The sequence below is a fragment of the Tannerella forsythia genome, assembly GCF_003860135.1.
GTDB classification, from domain to species: Bacteria; Bacteroidota; Bacteroidia; order Bacteroidales; family Tannerellaceae; genus Tannerella; species Tannerella forsythia_A.
This window is the reverse complement of the sequence record NZ_RQYN01000017.1, coordinates 23,333-39,848: the sequence shown is the minus strand read 5'-3', so window position 1 is coordinate 39,848 and position 16,516 is coordinate 23,333. Positions and strand designations below refer to the sequence as shown.

At 50.1% G+C, this 16,516-nt stretch carries 12 protein-coding genes; 10 read left to right on the top strand and 2 right to left on the bottom strand.

Annotation, left to right across the window (positions count from 1 at the left end; translation table 11 throughout):
• Positions 1 to 246: 246 nt before the first annotated feature.
• Together EII41_RS06090 and EII41_RS06085 are read left to right on the top strand one after the other, a co-directional pair.
• Positions 247 to 837, top strand: a complete 591-nt coding sequence (locus EII41_RS06090; protein WP_124789851.1) for an SH3 domain-containing protein — start codon at positions 247 to 249, stop codon at positions 835 to 837.
• Positions 801 to 1,517, top strand: coding sequence for a DUF5071 domain-containing protein (locus EII41_RS06085; RefSeq protein WP_124789850.1), 717 nt, complete (start codon positions 801 to 803; stop codon positions 1,515 to 1,517). The genes EII41_RS06090 and EII41_RS06085 overlap by 37 nt, the downstream gene beginning before the upstream one ends.
• Before the next feature lie 57 nt (positions 1,518 to 1,574).
• Here the strand turns inward: EII41_RS06085 and EII41_RS06080 are convergent, their stop codons facing one another.
• A complete protein-coding gene (locus tag EII41_RS06080; protein WP_124789849.1) occupies positions 1,575 to 3,062 on the bottom strand; it encodes a DUF3943 domain-containing protein in 1,488 nt (495 codons plus the stop codon).
• A 256-nt stretch (positions 3,063 to 3,318) separates the two neighbouring features.
• On the opposite strand from EII41_RS06080, the gene EII41_RS06075 reads away from it, so the two are divergent.
• Positions 3,319 to 4,125: an MBL fold metallo-hydrolase gene (locus tag EII41_RS06075; protein WP_124750363.1), complete on the top strand. Its 807-nt coding sequence runs from the start codon at positions 3,319 to 3,321 to the stop codon at positions 4,123 to 4,125.
• A gap of 5 nt (positions 4,126 to 4,130) precedes the next feature.
• Here the strand turns inward: EII41_RS06075 and EII41_RS06070 are convergent, their stop codons facing one another.
• The gene (locus tag EII41_RS06070; RefSeq protein WP_124750362.1) at positions 4,131 to 4,511 is read right to left on the bottom strand and encodes a YkvA family protein; all 381 of its coding nucleotides are present in this window, start codon (positions 4,509 to 4,511) and stop codon (positions 4,131 to 4,133) included.
• A 160-nt stretch (positions 4,512 to 4,671) separates the two neighbouring features.
• Between EII41_RS06070 and EII41_RS06065 the strand changes: the two genes are divergently transcribed.
• The 7 genes from EII41_RS06065 to EII41_RS06035 all read left to right on the top strand — a co-directional run bounded on the left by EII41_RS06065 (position 4,672) and on the right by EII41_RS06035 (position 16,503).
• Positions 4,672 to 6,465 (top strand): L-fucose isomerase, encoded by a 1,794-nt coding sequence (locus EII41_RS06065; RefSeq protein WP_124789848.1) that lies wholly within the window; start codon positions 4,672 to 4,674, stop codon positions 6,463 to 6,465.
• Positions 6,466 to 6,479: 14 nt separating this feature from the next.
• Positions 6,480 to 7,790 carry an L-fucose:H+ symporter permease gene (gene fucP / locus EII41_RS06060; protein ID WP_124789860.1) on the top strand — a complete coding sequence of 437 codons (1,311 nt, stop codon included), beginning with the start codon at positions 6,480 to 6,482 and terminating at the stop codon, positions 7,788 to 7,790.
• Between the two features lie 193 nt (positions 7,791 to 7,983).
• On the top strand, positions 7,984 to 9,123 hold the full coding sequence (locus EII41_RS06055; protein WP_124789847.1) for an adenylyltransferase/cytidyltransferase family protein: 1,140 nt from the start codon (positions 7,984 to 7,986) through the stop codon (positions 9,121 to 9,123).
• A 4-nt stretch (positions 9,124 to 9,127) separates the two neighbouring features.
• Positions 9,128 to 10,018, top strand: coding sequence for a glucose-1-phosphate thymidylyltransferase RfbA (gene rfbA / locus EII41_RS06050; protein WP_124789846.1), 891 nt, complete (start codon positions 9,128 to 9,130; stop codon positions 10,016 to 10,018).
• A gap of 239 nt (positions 10,019 to 10,257) precedes the next feature.
• Positions 10,258 to 11,427 (top strand): OmpA family protein, encoded by a 1,170-nt coding sequence (locus tag EII41_RS06045; RefSeq protein WP_124750357.1) that lies wholly within the window; start codon positions 10,258 to 10,260, stop codon positions 11,425 to 11,427.
• Positions 11,428 to 11,525: 98 nt separating this feature from the next.
• A complete protein-coding gene (gene ccsA, locus EII41_RS06040) occupies positions 11,526 to 13,973 on the top strand; it encodes a cytochrome c biogenesis protein CcsA (RefSeq protein WP_124789845.1) in 2,448 nt (815 codons plus the stop codon).
• Positions 13,963 to 16,503 (top strand): S9 family peptidase, encoded by a 2,541-nt coding sequence (locus EII41_RS06035; RefSeq protein WP_124789844.1) that lies wholly within the window; start codon positions 13,963 to 13,965, stop codon positions 16,501 to 16,503. Before ccsA ends, EII41_RS06035 begins: the two co-directional genes overlap by 11 nt.
• Positions 16,504 to 16,516 lie beyond the last annotated feature (13 nt).

Sequence of the window (16,516 nt, the reverse complement as noted above, 5' to 3'; positions counted from 1 at the left end):
GGTCATTGTTGTACAACAACGAGGCAAAAAATGCTGTTTAAGGGTCATTGTTGTGCAACAACGGGGCAAAAAATGCTATTTGAACACCGACTACTCGATTTTTGCCCTTTACGACGGCGAAAGCAAAGCTAAAAGAAACACCTCTCTTGAAGAGTACATCATACACCGCCTTTCTGTTTTATTGCAGTTATCAAAATTCGATGTATTTTTGTATTAGAAAAACAAAATATATTAAAACGTAGAATAATGAACCGCTTTATTTTTATGACAGCTGTCCTGTTGACGACCACCTTATGGGCGACGGCACAGTTGACCACCGCCCAAAAGTTCAAGGCAACATACAAAAACACCAACCCGACAAACGAGATGCGTATTTTTGCTTATATTGCCGACCCCGACAGCAGTGGCACGAACATACGCCGCATACCGGGCGGAGAGGTGATTCAAACGATCCGCTTCGAGGAAGAAGATTTCAAAGCGTATGGCGTAGAAGTGCTTGAATCGTGGAACGGTTGGTTTCGTATCGCTCCCCAAATCGAAGAGTTGACGGCCGAAGAAGAAATGATTGTGTTGGACGGAAAAGAGGCGTGGATTCACGGATCGCTGCTGGCCAACGACACGCGCAACTATGGAGAGAACGCGCAACTGACCTTCTATACCCGTCCCGACACGAACAGTCCGGTGGCATTTACGATTGAGCAGGAGGAGCAGGTCACGTTTGTCGACGTCCGCGTCGGATGGTCTAAAGTCAAATACGTTTCGCCCGAGGGAAAAGCCTTCGTCGGGTGGGTACAAAACGAATGGCTGTGCTGGAATCCGCTCACGACGTGTCCGTAACGATGCCCCCCCACGAAACACCGTCCGATGCAATGAAGGTGCTGTATCACTATGTGCATCAGCATCCGAAACGAGGTTATCGGCTTGTCTACGGCGACGGTCGCATAGTGAATGCCCGGTATCAGACTGTTCGGATGAAGCCTGACGAGAAAACTTCCGATCCCGATATCTCTTTCGTATTTTTCGACCGGGAGAACGATCGGACCGTTGAGGTCGACCGCCATCACATGCCCGGAAGGATCAGCCAGAACGGCCGTGTCGTGATAGATCTGGGGCAGCCGGACACGTTTCCCTCGTATCGCCTGTTACCCAAGCATGGGCGGGATTATGCCGCTGTGGAGCAACTGACCGGCCTTTCGAACGACGAACTGGCTCCTCTTTGGCCTCGTCTACTCCAATGGTTTCGGTACGAAGACTGTCCGATCGTTCAAAACATGCTCGTCTTACTGTCAGCGCATCAAACCGAAGTGGAAACACATCTGGTCGCTGTCTTGGCGCCGGCGCAATCCGACACGGCATGGAAACGCCGGGTGATCGAAACATTACTCCCCTCTCTTGAGGACACCATCGGTTTAACGCTGATGGAGGCACTGTCCCGGCTGGCCGAAAGCCCGACACCGGAAGAAGCATCTGTATCGCTCGATCGTGTCGCCTGGAAGTGGTTGGATGACACGGCATAGGTTTCACACCGTGATACCTCACTTTTCTTTAAACGACGATTTCCGCGTAGGCGGAGGTTAGAACGTATAACCCACTGTCAGTAAAGCGTCGGACGTGGCAAATTCCACATCCTCGCGATATTTGTAGTGCGTCCGGCGCGAATAGTAACTGTTCGAGAGGCTGACGTTCCACTTCTGAGAGGAGTAGTACGACAGTTTCAGCGAGAAGACGCCGAGTCGAGCGTGCCCGGCATCGCCCTGCACGTTGACGTCTCGCACGTTGACCGTCGATAAGTCCAGCTCCGGATCGTATCCTTTCCACGTATAAATATGGTAGTGTTCCATGTTTATCATCAGCTCGATACGCTTTTTAAACGTCAGTCCGGTATACGTTTTCACGCTGTAACCGCTTCCGAGATTGTAATCGCGATTATCGACGAAGAAATAGTCGGTCAGACTAGCTCCGAGAGCGATACCGTTCAGGTAGAACTCATGTCGGAGATCGAAATAATGGTCCGGTAAGGCTTTTTTCTGATAGATCAGTCCTCCTCCGAGCGTCGCGGCCTCGGCGATCCGGTACGGGGCAACGAGCCGTCCGTCGCGAGCTTTAATCTGCGAATTGTAGTAATCGAAATGCTGAAATACTCCGGCCGATAACGAACGTGGCCCCGATCGCCAGACCTGTTTACCCCAGACAGCCGCGATGGCATTCACCTGCGTAAGAATCGGCTGATGCGAGAACAAATCGAACGAGGCATGGAAGCGGAAATATTCGTAAGGCGAATAGTAATCGTCATCGAAGAGTTCGCCATAAGCAAGAAGCAGCCCGAGGTTCATGCTAAGTTCTCCGTATCGCGAACGCTCCTCTTCGGAAAGAAAGCGCATGCCGGTGTAGAGACTCAGATCGACGTCGACAGGCGTGAAGAGATTTCCCCGGTAAGGCCGTATGCGCCATGCCTCGCCCGAAAGCAAGCGGTTGAAAGCCCGCATAGGCGAAGCGAGTCCTCCCACCACCTCACTCACTACACGCGGAAAGCCCGAAAGGCGACTGTCAAGAATCAAATCGGAGAGCCGAAACGTGATCTCGCCCAGTTCTATTCCGCCCAGTGTGGTGCAAAACAAATCGTTAACCGATGGCAGCTCGTTCTCCATGAAATATTCCCACATCAGGCTTCCTCCGAAGGTAAACGGAACGGACTCCCAGAATCCCATCCCGTTCGATCGGGCGGAGTTAAAATAGAGCGATCCGTGATAGGGATGCGCGATCAGGTTGGTCGAAAACTGATCGGTATCCCAAACCGGCAGGGTGCTAAGATTCGTTTTGATGGAGCGCGCGTTAATCCGTGCAAAGTCTTCGTTCATGATAAAATGGTTGAATCCCCACACCAGCATATTCAGCCCGAACACTTCGCCGGCTGCCAGAACCGGCCTTCGTCTGACAAGCGGAATCGTATCCGGTGCGGAAATCTCGGATGCAGGCAGTGAATCCTTTGATATTCCGATCGCTTTTACCTGAGGCTCCATGAAGCATAAACATGCTGTTAGCATGCATAGAAGTCGTTTCATTTCTTTTCGTCAATCAAAAAAAAACATAAACAAAAATACAGGCAATTTTCCGATCTTCCAAATGTGGCCGACAGATCATCGACGAAAAAAAACGACGGTCTCATGCGGTGAAAAACCTCACTGAAAGTCAATGGACACGCTTCGTTACGAGTGGTACATGAGGAAGCGGAGATTTCGCACGTCGGGAAATAATACGTACTTTTGCGGCCAAAAAAATGGGATGCAGATGTAAATATCTGTGTCGGGAAGAGAAAAGATGAAGCTATTTTTTTTGAGCCTGGCCAGCGGGAGCAGCGGAAACTGTTATTATGTGGGTACATCCGATTACGGTATCCTGATCGATGCCGGCATCGGCATCCGAACCATCAAAAAAGTGCTCAAAGAACGGGGCGTGGAATTTGAAAAGATCATGGGAGTACTCGTCACGCACGACCATGCCGACCATATCAAGACGATCGGTTGTCTGGGCGAACGCTGTCACATCCCCGTCTATGCCACCGAAGCCGTGCATGAGGGCATTGCCCGTAGCCGGTATGTGGAGGAAGTGTTGCTTCGCTCGCGCCGTGTGATCGAGAAAGAAGTGCCGTTCATGATCCGTGACTTCCGGATTGAAGCTTTCGAAGTTCCGCACGACAGCAGCGATAACGTCGGTTATCTGATTACTTACGGCAATCATCGCTTGACGATTGCGACCGACGTAGGGCATATTACAGATACGATCAGCAAATATGTAGGCATGGCTAATCATCTGGTCTTGGAGGCCAATTACGACGAAGAAATGCTGCGCTATGGAAATTATCCGGAGTTTCTTAAGGAACGGGTGGCTAGTCCGACAGGGCATCTGAGTAATCGTCAGACGGCCGAATTTCTGGCCACTCATTATACGCCGGCTTTAAAAAACATCTGGCTTTGCCACCTGAGCCGCGAAAACAACCACCCGGACCTGGCCTATAAAACAGTCGATTTGCGTCTTGCGGCGGAAGGGATACGGGTAGGGAAAGACGTACATCTGAATACGCTCAAACGCATGACGCCTTCACCACTCTTCGTGCTCGACTTCTGAACAGTCTACTCCAGCAAATCACGTATTTTGGCGTCGGCCCGCAGTTCAATTTCGGGGGTAATATTATCTTTCAGATGTTTCATCAGGATGGCAATCACGGCCAAATCGTCCGTATAGCCCAATCCGGCAATGAGATCGGGAACGAGGTCGATCGGCAGAATGAAATAGCCTAACGCCCCCACAATGTAAGCCTTGTCGCGCAAGGGGACATGCTCGCTTTTCATCATGTAATACAGCAGAAGAACCGGACGTAGCACACTCGTACCGGCTTTTTGGGCAATGCGTCGTACTTTACGCCAAAAACGGTTGTCATCGTAATATTTACTGTACGATCCTGTTTCTTCAAGGCGTCGAATGGGCAGATTTTCGTTGTTCAATTCGTCCATTTCAGGCTGTTTTTGTTTTTTTGCAAAGGCAAAGATAATACATTATTTCGGGAATGGAACTGAAATCAGGAAGAAAGATTTGCAGGATTCGGAAAACGTGTGTAATATTGGACGCTTTTTTTGAGCATAATTAGACATATCATAAAAATATTGAACAGACATGGAAGTACACAGATTTCAAGGAGAATGGCCTAAGATCGGAATCCGTCCGACGATCGACGGACGAATGGGAGGAGTGCGCGAGTCACTCGAAAAACAAACAATGGATATGGCCAAAAGCGTTGTCAAACTATTGACGAAAACGTTGCAATATCCTGACGGTACACCGGTAGCTTGCGTAATCGCCGATTCGACTATCGGACGGGTGGCCGAAAGTGCCGCATGCGCCGAAAAATTCAGGCGTGAGAACGTAGCGGTGACGATTACCGTCACACCCTGCTGGTGCTATGGCAGCGAAACGATGGACATGGATCCGCACACGGTGAAAGCTGTCTGGGGGTTCAACGGAACCGAACGTCCGGGAGCCGTTTATCTGGCGGCCGTATTGGCGGCTCATGCGCAAAAAGGATTGCCTGCCTTCGGTATTTACGGACACGAAGTGCAAGATGCCGACGCGAAAGATATTCCTGCCGATGTGCGCGACAAATTGCTGCGTTTTGCACGTGCGGCGATGGCCGTCGCCCTGATGCGCGGCAAGTCGTACCTGTCGGTCGGAGCTGTATGTATGGGCATTGCCGGTTCGATCGTCGATTCGAATTTCTTCGAGAATTACCTCGGTATGCGTTGCGAAGGAGTCGATGAGGTTGAAATCATCCGTCGCATGGAGAACGGTATTTACGATAAAGAAGAATATAAGAAAGCGTTGGCGTGGGCAAAGAAAAATTGCAAGCAAGGCGAAGACATCATCAACCGCAAAGACTTGGCAAAGACGAAAGCCGAGCACGAAAAAGATTGGGAGTTTATTGTGAAGATGACCTTGATCGTGCGTGACCTGATGGTGGGTAATCCAAAACTCAAAGCGCTCGGATTCGGCGAAGAAGCCCTTGGACACAACGCGATCGCCGCAGGTTTTCAAGGACAGCGTCAATGGACGGACTTCTATCCGAACGGCGACTTTACGGAGGCGATCCTCAACTCGTCATACGACTGGAGCGGTATTCGCGCGCCTTTCATTCTGGCCACCGAGAACGACTCACTGAACGGAGCAGCTATGTTGTTCGGCTATCTGCTGACGAATACGGCGCAAATCTTTGCCGACGTCAGAACGTATTGGAGCCCTGACGCCGTACTGCGTGTAACCGGTAAAAAGCTGACCGGCAAAGCGGCGCAAGGAATCATCCATCTGATCAATTCCGGAGCGGCGACCCTCGACGGTTCCGGACAGCAGAGCGACAAGAAAGGAAAACCGGTGATGAAACCGTTCTGGGAGATCACGAAAGACGAAGCACAGGCTTGCCTCGACGCTACGACCTGGATGCCTGCTAATCGCGAATATTTCCGCGGTGGAGGTTATTCCTCGAAATTCCTGACCAAAGGAGGAATGCCGTGCACGATGATGCGCCTGAACATCGTCAAAGGCGTTGGTCCCGTGTTGCAACTGGCCGAAGGATGGACGGTAGACCTCGACGAAAAATCATTCCGAATCCTCGACGACCGTACCGACAAGGGCTGGCCGACGACGTGGTTCGCACCGCGGCTCACCGGCAAAGGACCGTTCAAAGACGTCTATTCCGTCATGAACAGCTGGGGGGCTAACCACGGAGCGATCAGTTACGGACATATCGGTGCCGACTTGATCACGATGGCCTCGATGCTGCGGATTCCTGTTTGTATGCACAACGTGGAAGAAGACGAGATCTTCCGGCCGGCTTCATGGAACGCCTTCGGTATGGATAAGGAAGGAGCCGACTATCGCGCTTGCAGCACTTACGGTCCGCTCTACGGGAAATATTGAACGAAGATCAGGCCATGAAGAAACAGTCGATCTTACATAAGGACGGGGTGAGTTATGTCATCCCGTTCGTTTTAATTACGTTCTGCTTCGCCTTGTGGGGCTTTGCCAACGACATCACTAATCCGATGGTTAAGGCGTTTTCGAAGATATTCCGCACCAGCGTGACCGAAGGAGCGCTCGTTCAAGTCGCGTTCTACGGAGGTTACTTCGCGATGGCTTTTCCGGCAGCGATTTTCATCCGGAAATATTCGTACAAAGCGGGTATCCTGATGGGGCTTGCGTTGTATGCTGCCGGTGCATTCCTCTTTTTCCCAGCCAAGATGACCGGAAGCTATTACCCGTTTCTAATCGCTTATTTCATCCTGACCTGCGGACTCTCGTTCCTCGAAACGAGCGCTAATCCGTATATCCTTTCGATGGGCACGGAGGAGACGGCTACGCAGCGGCTCAACTTCGCCCAGTCGTTCAATCCGATCGGCTCGCTGATGGGGATGTTCGTGGCCATGACTTTTATTCAGGCGCGATTAGACCCGATGGATACGGCGCAACGCTCGATGCTCGAAGACGCTCAGTTCGAAGCTGTCAAACAGTATGACTTGGGGGTGTTGATCACGCCTTACCTTATCATCGGGGTTGTCATCCTCGCGATGTTTCTCCTGATTAGTTTCGTAAAGATGCCGAAGAATGCCGATCAGTCGCATGCCGTCGATTTCTTTCCGACCCTGCGACGCATCTTCTCGATCCCCCGTTATCGTGAGGGGGTGATTGCACAGTTCTTCTATGTCGGTGTGCAGATCATGTGCTGGACGTTTATCATTCAGTACGGTACACGAATTTTTATGGAACAGGGCATGGCTGAGAAAGACGCCGAAGTGTTGAGTCAGCAATACAACATCGCCGCGATGGTGATTTTCTGTTGCAGTCGTTTCATCTGCACGTTTCTGTTGAGGTATCTCAACCCCGGAAAACTGTTGATGATCCTGGCCGTTGCGGGTGGAGTGCTGACGCTCGGTGTCATTGCATTCCGTGATATCTACGGGCTGTACTGCCTTGTCGGTGTATCGGCCTGTATGTCGCTGATGTTTCCGACCATCTACGGGATTGCGCTCAAAGGGCTTGGCGAAGATGCGAAGTTCGGAGCAGCCGGGCTGATTATGTCGATCCTCGGAGGATCGGTGCTGCCGCCTCTGCAAGCCGCCATCATTGATCTGGGCACCCTCGGAGGCTTTCCGGCGGTTAATTTGTCGTTCGCTTTGCCGCTACTTTGTTTTGTCGTAATTGCCGCCTACGGCCTGCGTACGTTTCGAGCCGGTCGAGTGATTTAATCGCCCTTTAACATTTATATTGAGAATCGTGCGCATCGCAACGATAGTTGCTCCTGAGTATTGTAGCAACTTCTTGTTGCGATGCGTTTCTCTGCCTCAGGGTGTGTTTTTTTGAACAGATGGCAAAGAAACAAGAAAAATGTATACATTTGTCGCGTATATTTCATGAAAGATTTAGTAATAGACAGGAAAAATGGGGAAGAAAAAAGTGTTTGTCAGCGGATGTTATGACATGCTACACAGCGGCCACGTCGCTTTCTTTGAAGAAGCGGCCACGCATGGCGACTTGTATGTCGGCATCGGTTCGGACAAAACGGTTCATGAACTGAAAGCACGTAAAACGATTCACACGGAAGACGAACGTCTGTACATGGTCAGAGCTTTGAAGAGTGTCAAAGAGGCATGGGTGAACAGCGGGAGCGGAGTACTCGATTTCGTGGAAGATATGAAGCGTTTGCAGCCCGATATTTTCTTTGTCAACAGCGACGGACATACGCCGGCTAAAGAACAGCTGTGCAGAGAACTGGGCATTCAATACATCGTCAGTCGACGGATTCCGCACGGCGGCCTACCCGTTCGTTCAACAACAGCGCTGCGCAAAGAATGCTTGATTCCTTATCGGCTCGATTTGGCCGGAGGATGGCTTGATCAGCCGTATGTCAGTAAATACTCTTCCGGAGCTGTCCTGACGATAAGCATCGAACCGGACTACGAATTCAACGATCGTAGCGGGATGTCTACCAGCTCACGCAAAAAAGCAATCGAATTATGGCAGACGGATATTCCGGAAGGGGATAAGGAAAAACTGGCACGCACTTTATTCTGCTTCGAGAATCCGCCGGGAACGAAATACGTCAGTGGCTCTCAAGATTCGCTGGGCATTGTGCTGCCGGGATTGAACCGTCTCTACTATAATGGGGACTATTGGCCGGAATCGATCGAATCGATCACCGATCGTGAACTGCTGGGATGGATCGAAGAACGTCTGTGGCTTGTCCCTCTGTCTCCGCGTCACGCCGAATACGACGTACTTGCCAACACACGCATCAACGAAGCCGATGCGAAGCGCCTGAGTCAGGCGGCCGAAGCATGTTGGCAGGCGTTGAAAGCAAAAGATGTAATCGCTTGGGGAAGGGCTGCTTCAGACAGTTTCGAGGCGCAGGTGGCCATGTTCCCGAACATGATTGTACCGGAAGTATTAACGACATTGGAATCATGCAAATCGAGTGTATTGGGATGGAAAATAAGCGGTGCGGGTGGTGGCGGCTATCTGGTGCTCGTCAGTGAACAGCCGATCGAAAAGGCCATTCAAATACGTATCAGAAAAGGATAGCAGGATGAAAGGAATTGTTTTAGCCGGAGGCTCAGGGACACGCTTGTACCCCATTACCAAAGGGATATCGAAACAGATGATCCCGATATACGACAAGCCGATGATATATTATCCGATATCGGTGCTTATGCTGGCCGGAATACGGGATATCTTGATTATTTCCACTCCTCAGGACTTACCCGGCTTCCGGCGGCTGTTGGGTGACGGGTCGGACTGGGGGATTCGCTTCGAATATGCCGAACAACCTTCGCCCGACGGATTAGCGCAGGCGTTTATCATTGGGGCGGACTTTATCGGTAAAGACGATGTTTGCCTTATCTTAGGCGATAACATTTTCTATGGACAAAGTTTTACACAAACGTTAAAAACCGCAGTTTTTAACGTTTCCGAAGAACAAAACGCAACCGTTTTCGGTTATTACGTAAACGATCCCGAGCGATATGGCGTAGCGACGTTCGATAAGCAAGGGAACGTCTTGAGCATTGAAGAAAAGCCGGAACATCCGCAGTCGAACTATGCCGTTGTCGGACTTTATTTCTATCCGAACCAAGTCGTAGAAATAGCCCGAAACGTTAAACCGTCGGCGCGTGGAGAGTTGGAGATTACTTCAGTAAATCAAGCTTTTTTGGACCGCGGTCGTTTGAAAGTCGAACTTCTCGGACGCGGCTTTGCATGGCTGGACACCGGTACGCATGCTTCTTTGACCGAAGCTTCCACCTTTGTGGAGGTGATTGAGCAGCGACAAGGGCTGAAGATTGCTTGTGTGGAAGAAATTGCTTATCGGCAAGGTTGGATCAGTGCGGATCAGCTGAAAAGAAATGCAGAACCAATGATGAAAAATCCGTATGGAGAGTATCTGATGAAACTATGGATAGAGAGTCAGAACAGTTTGTAGAAGATGCGTCAAGCGCTTGTATGAAAAACGGAAAGATGGATGCATAAATCCCATCGGCGGTTAACATGAGAAAGAGCAATGAAGGCATTGAAAAAAATTCAGAACAAAATACATATTTTATTTGTTTAGAAGAAAAAAAGAATTACCTTTGCTGCGAAATGTACGTTAGCATACGTGTGAAAATGAAATGTAATTAAGAGTGAAGAATAGGTTATTGTTTAATAAAAAATGAATAGATTATGAAGACTAAGGTATTACTTTTAGCGATGTTATTCGGTGCTTTGTCTGTTTCTGCGCAGCAATACCAGCCGCAGGTAGGCTTCAGCACGGAGAACGGTTCGAAAACGAACTTTAAGAAAAACAAGGCTACGGACAACATGTTTATCTCGTTGGCCGGAGGTGCGAACATCTTGTTTGGAGACTTGAATGGCAATGCCGACTTTGCCGATCGTATTGCCCCGTCGGGAGCGATCTCTATCGGTAAATGGTACAATCCGTACATGGCATTCCGTTTGCAGGTGAATGGCGGTAAGATGAAAAATTACAGCTATGTGAAGAACAATTATAAAAGCGATAACGCACAAGATTTCTGGTGGATCAATCCGCATGTAGACATCATGTGGGACGTGACCAACTTCTGGGCTCCTTACAAAGAAACGAAAGTGTTCCGCTTTATTCCGTTTGTAGGTCTTGGTTACGCTTTGCGTCCGGGCTATACAGACAAGAACAGCAACAGCTTCCCGAGAGCTGAGTCTGCATCGATCAATGGTGGTGTTCAATTCATGTTCCGTCTGGGCAAACGCGTAGATTTGTTCCTCGAAGGACAATACACGTTACTGGGTGAGCACTGGAACTGGGATTCTCACGCACGTCCCCGCTACGACCGTCCGGTACAGGCTATGTTGGGTCTGAACTTCAACCTCGGAAGAAAAGAATTTGAGGTAATTGAGCCGATGGATTACGACTTGCTGAACGACCTGAATTCTCAGATCAACGCATTGCGTGCTGAAAATGCAGAATTGAGCAAACGTCCGGAATTCTGTCCGGAATGTCCGAAGTGCCCGGAAGTGAAAGAGCCGCGTGAAAATCTGCAAAACGTAGTTTACTTCCGTCTGAACAGCGCAAGAATCGACAGACATCAGGAAGTGAGCATCTTCAACACAGCTGAATATGCGAAGAAACACAGCCTGCCGATCAAGTTGGTTGGTTACGCAGACAGAAAGACCGGTAATCCGGACTACAACAAAGGCATTTCTGAAAGACGTGCAAGAGCGGTTGCGAAACAGCTTATCGACAAATACGGTATCTCTTCCGACAACATTTCTATCGAGTGGATGGGTGATACAGTTCAGCCGTATGCTGAAAATGCTTGGAACCGTGTGGTTATCATGAACACAGATGATAAATAATCAATCTTAAGACTATAACAAAAAAGGCCGGTGGATTTCTTCCATCGGCTTTTTTTTGTCTTTATATTTTCGTAGCTTTGTAACCGTATAAACAACGTATGTCTCCGATTGAAAAGATAATTTCTTCTTATAGAACCATGCTGCTGTTACTCGCGCTCTATGCCGTGGGACTATCGGCGGCCACTTTCATCGAGAAAGCACATGGTTCGACATTGGCCAAAGTGCTGATCTACTATTCTCCCTTATTCTTTCTTCTTCAGCTTCTACTGATCGCCAACTTCGTGGGTATTATACGACGGCGTCGGTTCATACAGAAGAAGCATTGGAGCATGTTGCTCGTTCATATTTCATGGGCCGTGATTCTGTTAGGAGCTCTTATTTCACATCTGTTCGGTGTAGAAGGCACGATCCATCTGAGAGAAGGAGAGAAGAATAACCATATCCATATCCGATCCAATCACGGACAACGGATGGAACCTTTGCCGTTCGAGATCGAGCTGGAACGATTTACCTTGACCCGCTACCCTGGCTCCGTGAGCCCATCGTCGTACGAGAGCGATTTGCTCGTTTATGTTGATGGAGAAGTGCGCAGGGAGCGTGTCTTTATGAATAATGTACTCGATTTAAAAGGCTATCGATTCTTTCAGGCGTCGTTCGATCCCGATGAAGGCGGGACGATTCTTTCTGTCAACAAAGATGTGGCGGGGCGTAATGTGACGTATGCAGGTTATCTTTTACTCATGGTCGGATTTGTCGGGTGTGTGGTCGGGCGAAACAGTCGTTTGCGGCGGTTGATCGGTCAGATGAAGAGTTATACAGCGGCTTTTCTCCTCCTTCTCTGTATGTTTCCTGCTGCTGTTCGGGGGATGCCGGATCGGGCAGCGATGAAGAAGGCGGTCTTGCAAATCCATATTTCGGACGAGCATCTTGCGCGATTCGGATCGCTTCCGGTACAGTCGATGAACGGACGCATGATTCCGGTCAATACCTTCTCGTCCGAGATCTTGCGGAAATTACATAAGAACAATACAATCGGCGGACTAAGCGCCGATCATTTTCTGTTGAGCCTGTTGACTATGCCGGAGATGTGGATGCATGTGCCTTTTATGGCATTACCGGATAACGAACTCGCAGCATATTATGATTTGACGAAAGGCGAGTGCGCTTATGCCGAACTGTTTCATCCGGATGGGACATATAAATTACAGACGCGTCTTCAGGAGGCTTACCGAAAGATACCGACCCAGCGATCGGGCTTGGACAAAGATATCATCAAACTGGACGAGCAAGTCAATATCTTTCATCAAGTAACAAACGGACAGATGCTCCGCATATTTCCGCATGAGACGGATACAAACAGCCGCTGGTATGCTCCGGGAGAGGACTTATCGGTCTATACCGGAGAAGATTCGGTGTTCGTTTCGCATAGCTTCGTAACGTATCTTTCGGAGGTGAGGCGGGCATTGAAGTCGGGCGATTGGAGCAAGGCGGACGATGCGTTGCAAAGGATCAGAAACTATCAGGAAGAAAAGAATCGTACGATCGACATCGATGCGGCCCGCATCCGATTGGAATTGATGTATAATAAACTGGATCTGTTCCGTCGGTGCAAGATCGGTTATTTATCATTGGGTGGGATGATGCTGCTGCTTTCGTTCGTCCTGTTCTTTAAAGATGCCCGATGGATTCGCCGTATGCTCGGGGTGCTGTCCTTCGGTGTGGGAATAGTCTTTGTGCTTCATATCTTGGGCATGGGACTTCGTTGGTTTATCGGCGGGTATGCTCCATGGAGCAACTCGTATGAGACGATGGTGTATGTGGCATGGGCCACGGTTTCGGCCGGCTTTTTATTTATGCGCCGCAACCTGATGACTTTTGCATTGGCTACCCTGTTCGCCGGAGTGATTCTGTTCGTGTCGGGACTGAATTGGATGGATCCGCAGATCAACCCGTTGGTGCCCGTTTTGAAGTCGCCGTGGCTCATGTTTCACGTAGCCATCCTCATGATGGCTTACGGTTTTTTCGGTATCTCCTGTCTGATCGGAATAACGAGCCTGACGATGATGAGCATACTCGGAAAAGAGCGGTTAAAACATCACGCCCAGTCGTTACGTGAACTGGGTATCATCAACGAAATCGCCTTACTTGCGGGACTGATGTTGATGACGGTCGGCACGTTTATGGGCGCCGTATGGGCCAATGAATCATGGGGACGCTACTGGGGATGGGATCCGAAAGAGACTTGGGCGTTGATAACGATCGTCGTTTATACGATGGTAAGCCATCTTCATTTATTGCCTCGATGGTATAACCTCTGGTCGCTGAATCTGTGCTCGGTTGTAGCCTTTGCTTCGGTATTAATGACTTATTTCGGGGTGAACTATTTCCTGAGCGGTATGCATTCGTACGGACAAAACGACAGCATTCAAGGCGTATTTATCTATCTGTATATCATTGCCGGCATAGTCGCCGTACTGATTGTCACCGCGCGCAAAGGACGGTTTCTGAAAATGAATCGCATAAAACACAACTTATATGAAACATAAAATCAATCGTACATGTCAGATCGCTCTGCTGTTTGTATTGGGGCTTGTCTATGGCTCGGCACAGAGCGAAACTTTGACGACGCTGAGGGGAGTCGCTCCGCTCGAAGTAGACCAACCGTTTGCCGTCGACTCGGTCGATCGAAAAGGCAATTCGTTTAATCATGAAAAGTTATTGAAACTGAAGCTCACCATGCCGGAACAAGCGGCCTTTACTCGAACGTATGAGGCCGATACGGCCGGACTGTTTCACCTCACTTCAGGAACGGAAAAGCCGTTTGTACAACTTTTCTCTTTCTATGTGCACGGAAAAGCGTACGGAAAAGTGAAAGTGAAGGTCATTACTCCTGCGTTGGCCGAGCTGTTTGTAAACGGTCAGTCGGTTTCGACGAAGACGACGGTCGAAGAGGTACAGGCTCAGGCGAAGGAGTTATCCGCCACCCTCGCCCCGTATCCGCAGGCTGCCCGCGTGGTCGTTAAGTTATTCTCTCCGTCGGCAACAAGCGCGGGGACGACTTTGAAAATATCGCTCGAGAACGACGCGAAGAGTTCGGCCGGATGGTCGGTCTCGCATGATTCGAAACGCCGGATCGTGCTGGACGATATCATTAAGGGAAAACGTGTGAGCGGAACGTCGGTATCTCCGCAGGGGAATTATGTGTTGATTTCGTACACCGATTCGTATGGAAAGAGATCATCGTACTCGACCGAGCTATACCACATCCCGACCGGCCGACGGATAACGATCGATACCGACCGGCGGAAACACGGCCTGCGATGGATGCCGAAGACCGAGCGTCTCGTTTTCCGTTCGAAGGCAGGCGAACGGACTCATCTTGTCGCTATCCGGCCGGAGACGCTCGAAGAAAATATACTGGCCGAAGATATCCCGGACGAGTCGTTCCTGATCTCGTCGGACGAGAAAGCGCTGTTCTACACAAAAGCCGATGAAACGGAAGACAAGCCGGGAACTATTTTCCGCATGCATACGTTGACGGAACGCACCGGTCATAAACCGCGTCAGGCTTTTATTTATCGTTACGATTTAGCGACGGGACTGACCCGCCAGTTGACCTTCGGGGCGCATTACACGCACTTGAACGACGTGAGTCGGGACGGTCGCTATATCCTGTTATCGACTACCGAAGAAACGATCACGGAACGACCTTTCCGTCAATCGTCCCTGTTCCGTCTCGATCTCAAGACGATGACGGCCGATACGTTGTGGTGGAAAGACCGGTTCGCTTCGTACGCACGGTTTTCGCCCGACGGAAAGCAACTCTTGATTCTGGGCGCTCCCGAGTCTTTCGACGGGATCGGACTGAATGTAGCCGAGGGGCAAATTGCCAACAGCTACGATACGCAGGCCTTCTTGATGGATTTGTCGACGAAGAAGATCGAGCCGATCACGAAAGATTTTAATCCGAGCGTGACGAGGGGGCAATGGAGCGCCGACAGCCGGACGATTTATTTCCAGGCAGAAGATGAAGACAGGGTTTGCCTGTATAGATACGACCTGCATACGAGACGATATACGCGTCTGCCATCCGAAGAAGAGGTGGTGAACGGGTTCGAAGTCGCGGAATATGCTCCCGTGCTTGCCTATTCGGGAGTAAGCCTTTCGAACTCGACACGTGCCTATATATATAATGTAAGGACGGGAAGAACGACCCGGATCGCCGATCCTTACCGGCGGCAGTTGTCGCAACTCACGTTGGGCGAAGTAAAGGACTGGGATTTCATCAATTCCGATGGCACGGAAATCAAAGGATATTACTACCTGCCACCCGGTTTCGATGCCACGAAGAAGTATCCGATGATTGTCTATTATTACGGAGGCACTTCGCCTGTGGAGCGACGTTTCGAAAGCCGTTACCCGATGCACGTTTACGCGGCGATGGGATATGTCGTGTACGTGCTTCAACCGAGTGGCGCCACCGGTTTCGGCCAGCGGTTCTCAGCCTTGCACGTCAATACGTGGGGACGGCGCTCGTCGGACGATATCATCGAAGGGACGAAGCAGTTCATCGCCGAACATCCTTTTGTCGATTCCATGAAGATCGGATGTATGGGCGCGTCGTACGGAGGTTTCATGACGATGTATCTCCAGACGCGTACGGATATGTTTGCCGCCGCCGTATCGCACGCGGGTATCAGCTCCATCAGCAGTTATTGGGGCGAAGGCTATTGGGGGTATTCGTACAGCACGGCAGCCAGCGCCGGCAGTTATCCGTGGAATAACCGGGAGTTGTACGTCGACCAGAGCCCCTTGTTCCATGCCGACAAGATCAAGACACCGATCTTGCTGGTTCATGGCACGGCCGATACGAATGTACCGCCCGGAGAAAGTATTCAGATGTACACCGCCCTGAAGATTTTGGGCAAGCCGGCCGAACTCCTTCAGGTTGAAGGAGAGAATCACCAGATCCTCGATTACGAGAAACGCCTGAAATGGAACGAATCGATCTTTGCGTGGTTCGAGAAATGGTTGAAGGGAGACGCTTCATGGTGGAACGATCTCTATCGGGATTGAATTGGGGATGGAG

Bases quoted from the DNA above. Each gene is read 5' to 3' on its own strand.
- EII41_RS06090 (WP_124789851.1), top strand. From the start codon at position 247: ATGAACCGCTTTATTTTTATGACAGCTGTCCTGTTGACGACCACCTTA.
- EII41_RS06085 (WP_124789850.1), top strand. From the start codon at position 801: ATGGCTGTGCTGGAATCCGCTCACGACGTGTCCGTAACGATGCCCCCC.
- EII41_RS06080 (WP_124789849.1), bottom strand. From the start codon at position 3,062: ATGAAACGACTTCTATGCATGCTAACAGCATGTTTATGCTTCATGGAG.
- EII41_RS06075 (WP_124750363.1), top strand. From the start codon at position 3,319: ATGAAGCTATTTTTTTTGAGCCTGGCCAGCGGGAGCAGCGGAAACTGT.
- EII41_RS06070 (WP_124750362.1), bottom strand. From the start codon at position 4,511: ATGGACGAATTGAACAACGAAAATCTGCCCATTCGACGCCTTGAAGAA.
- EII41_RS06065 (WP_124789848.1), top strand. From the start codon at position 4,672: ATGGAAGTACACAGATTTCAAGGAGAATGGCCTAAGATCGGAATCCGT.
- fucP (WP_124789860.1), top strand. From the start codon at position 6,480: ATGAAGAAACAGTCGATCTTACATAAGGACGGGGTGAGTTATGTCATC.
- EII41_RS06055 (WP_124789847.1), top strand. From the start codon at position 7,984: ATGGGGAAGAAAAAAGTGTTTGTCAGCGGATGTTATGACATGCTACAC.
- rfbA (WP_124789846.1), top strand. From the start codon at position 9,128: ATGAAAGGAATTGTTTTAGCCGGAGGCTCAGGGACACGCTTGTACCCC.
- EII41_RS06045 (WP_124750357.1), top strand. From the start codon at position 10,258: ATGAAGACTAAGGTATTACTTTTAGCGATGTTATTCGGTGCTTTGTCT.
- ccsA (WP_124789845.1), top strand. From the start codon at position 11,526: ATGTCTCCGATTGAAAAGATAATTTCTTCTTATAGAACCATGCTGCTG.
- EII41_RS06035 (WP_124789844.1), top strand. From the start codon at position 13,963: ATGAAACATAAAATCAATCGTACATGTCAGATCGCTCTGCTGTTTGTA.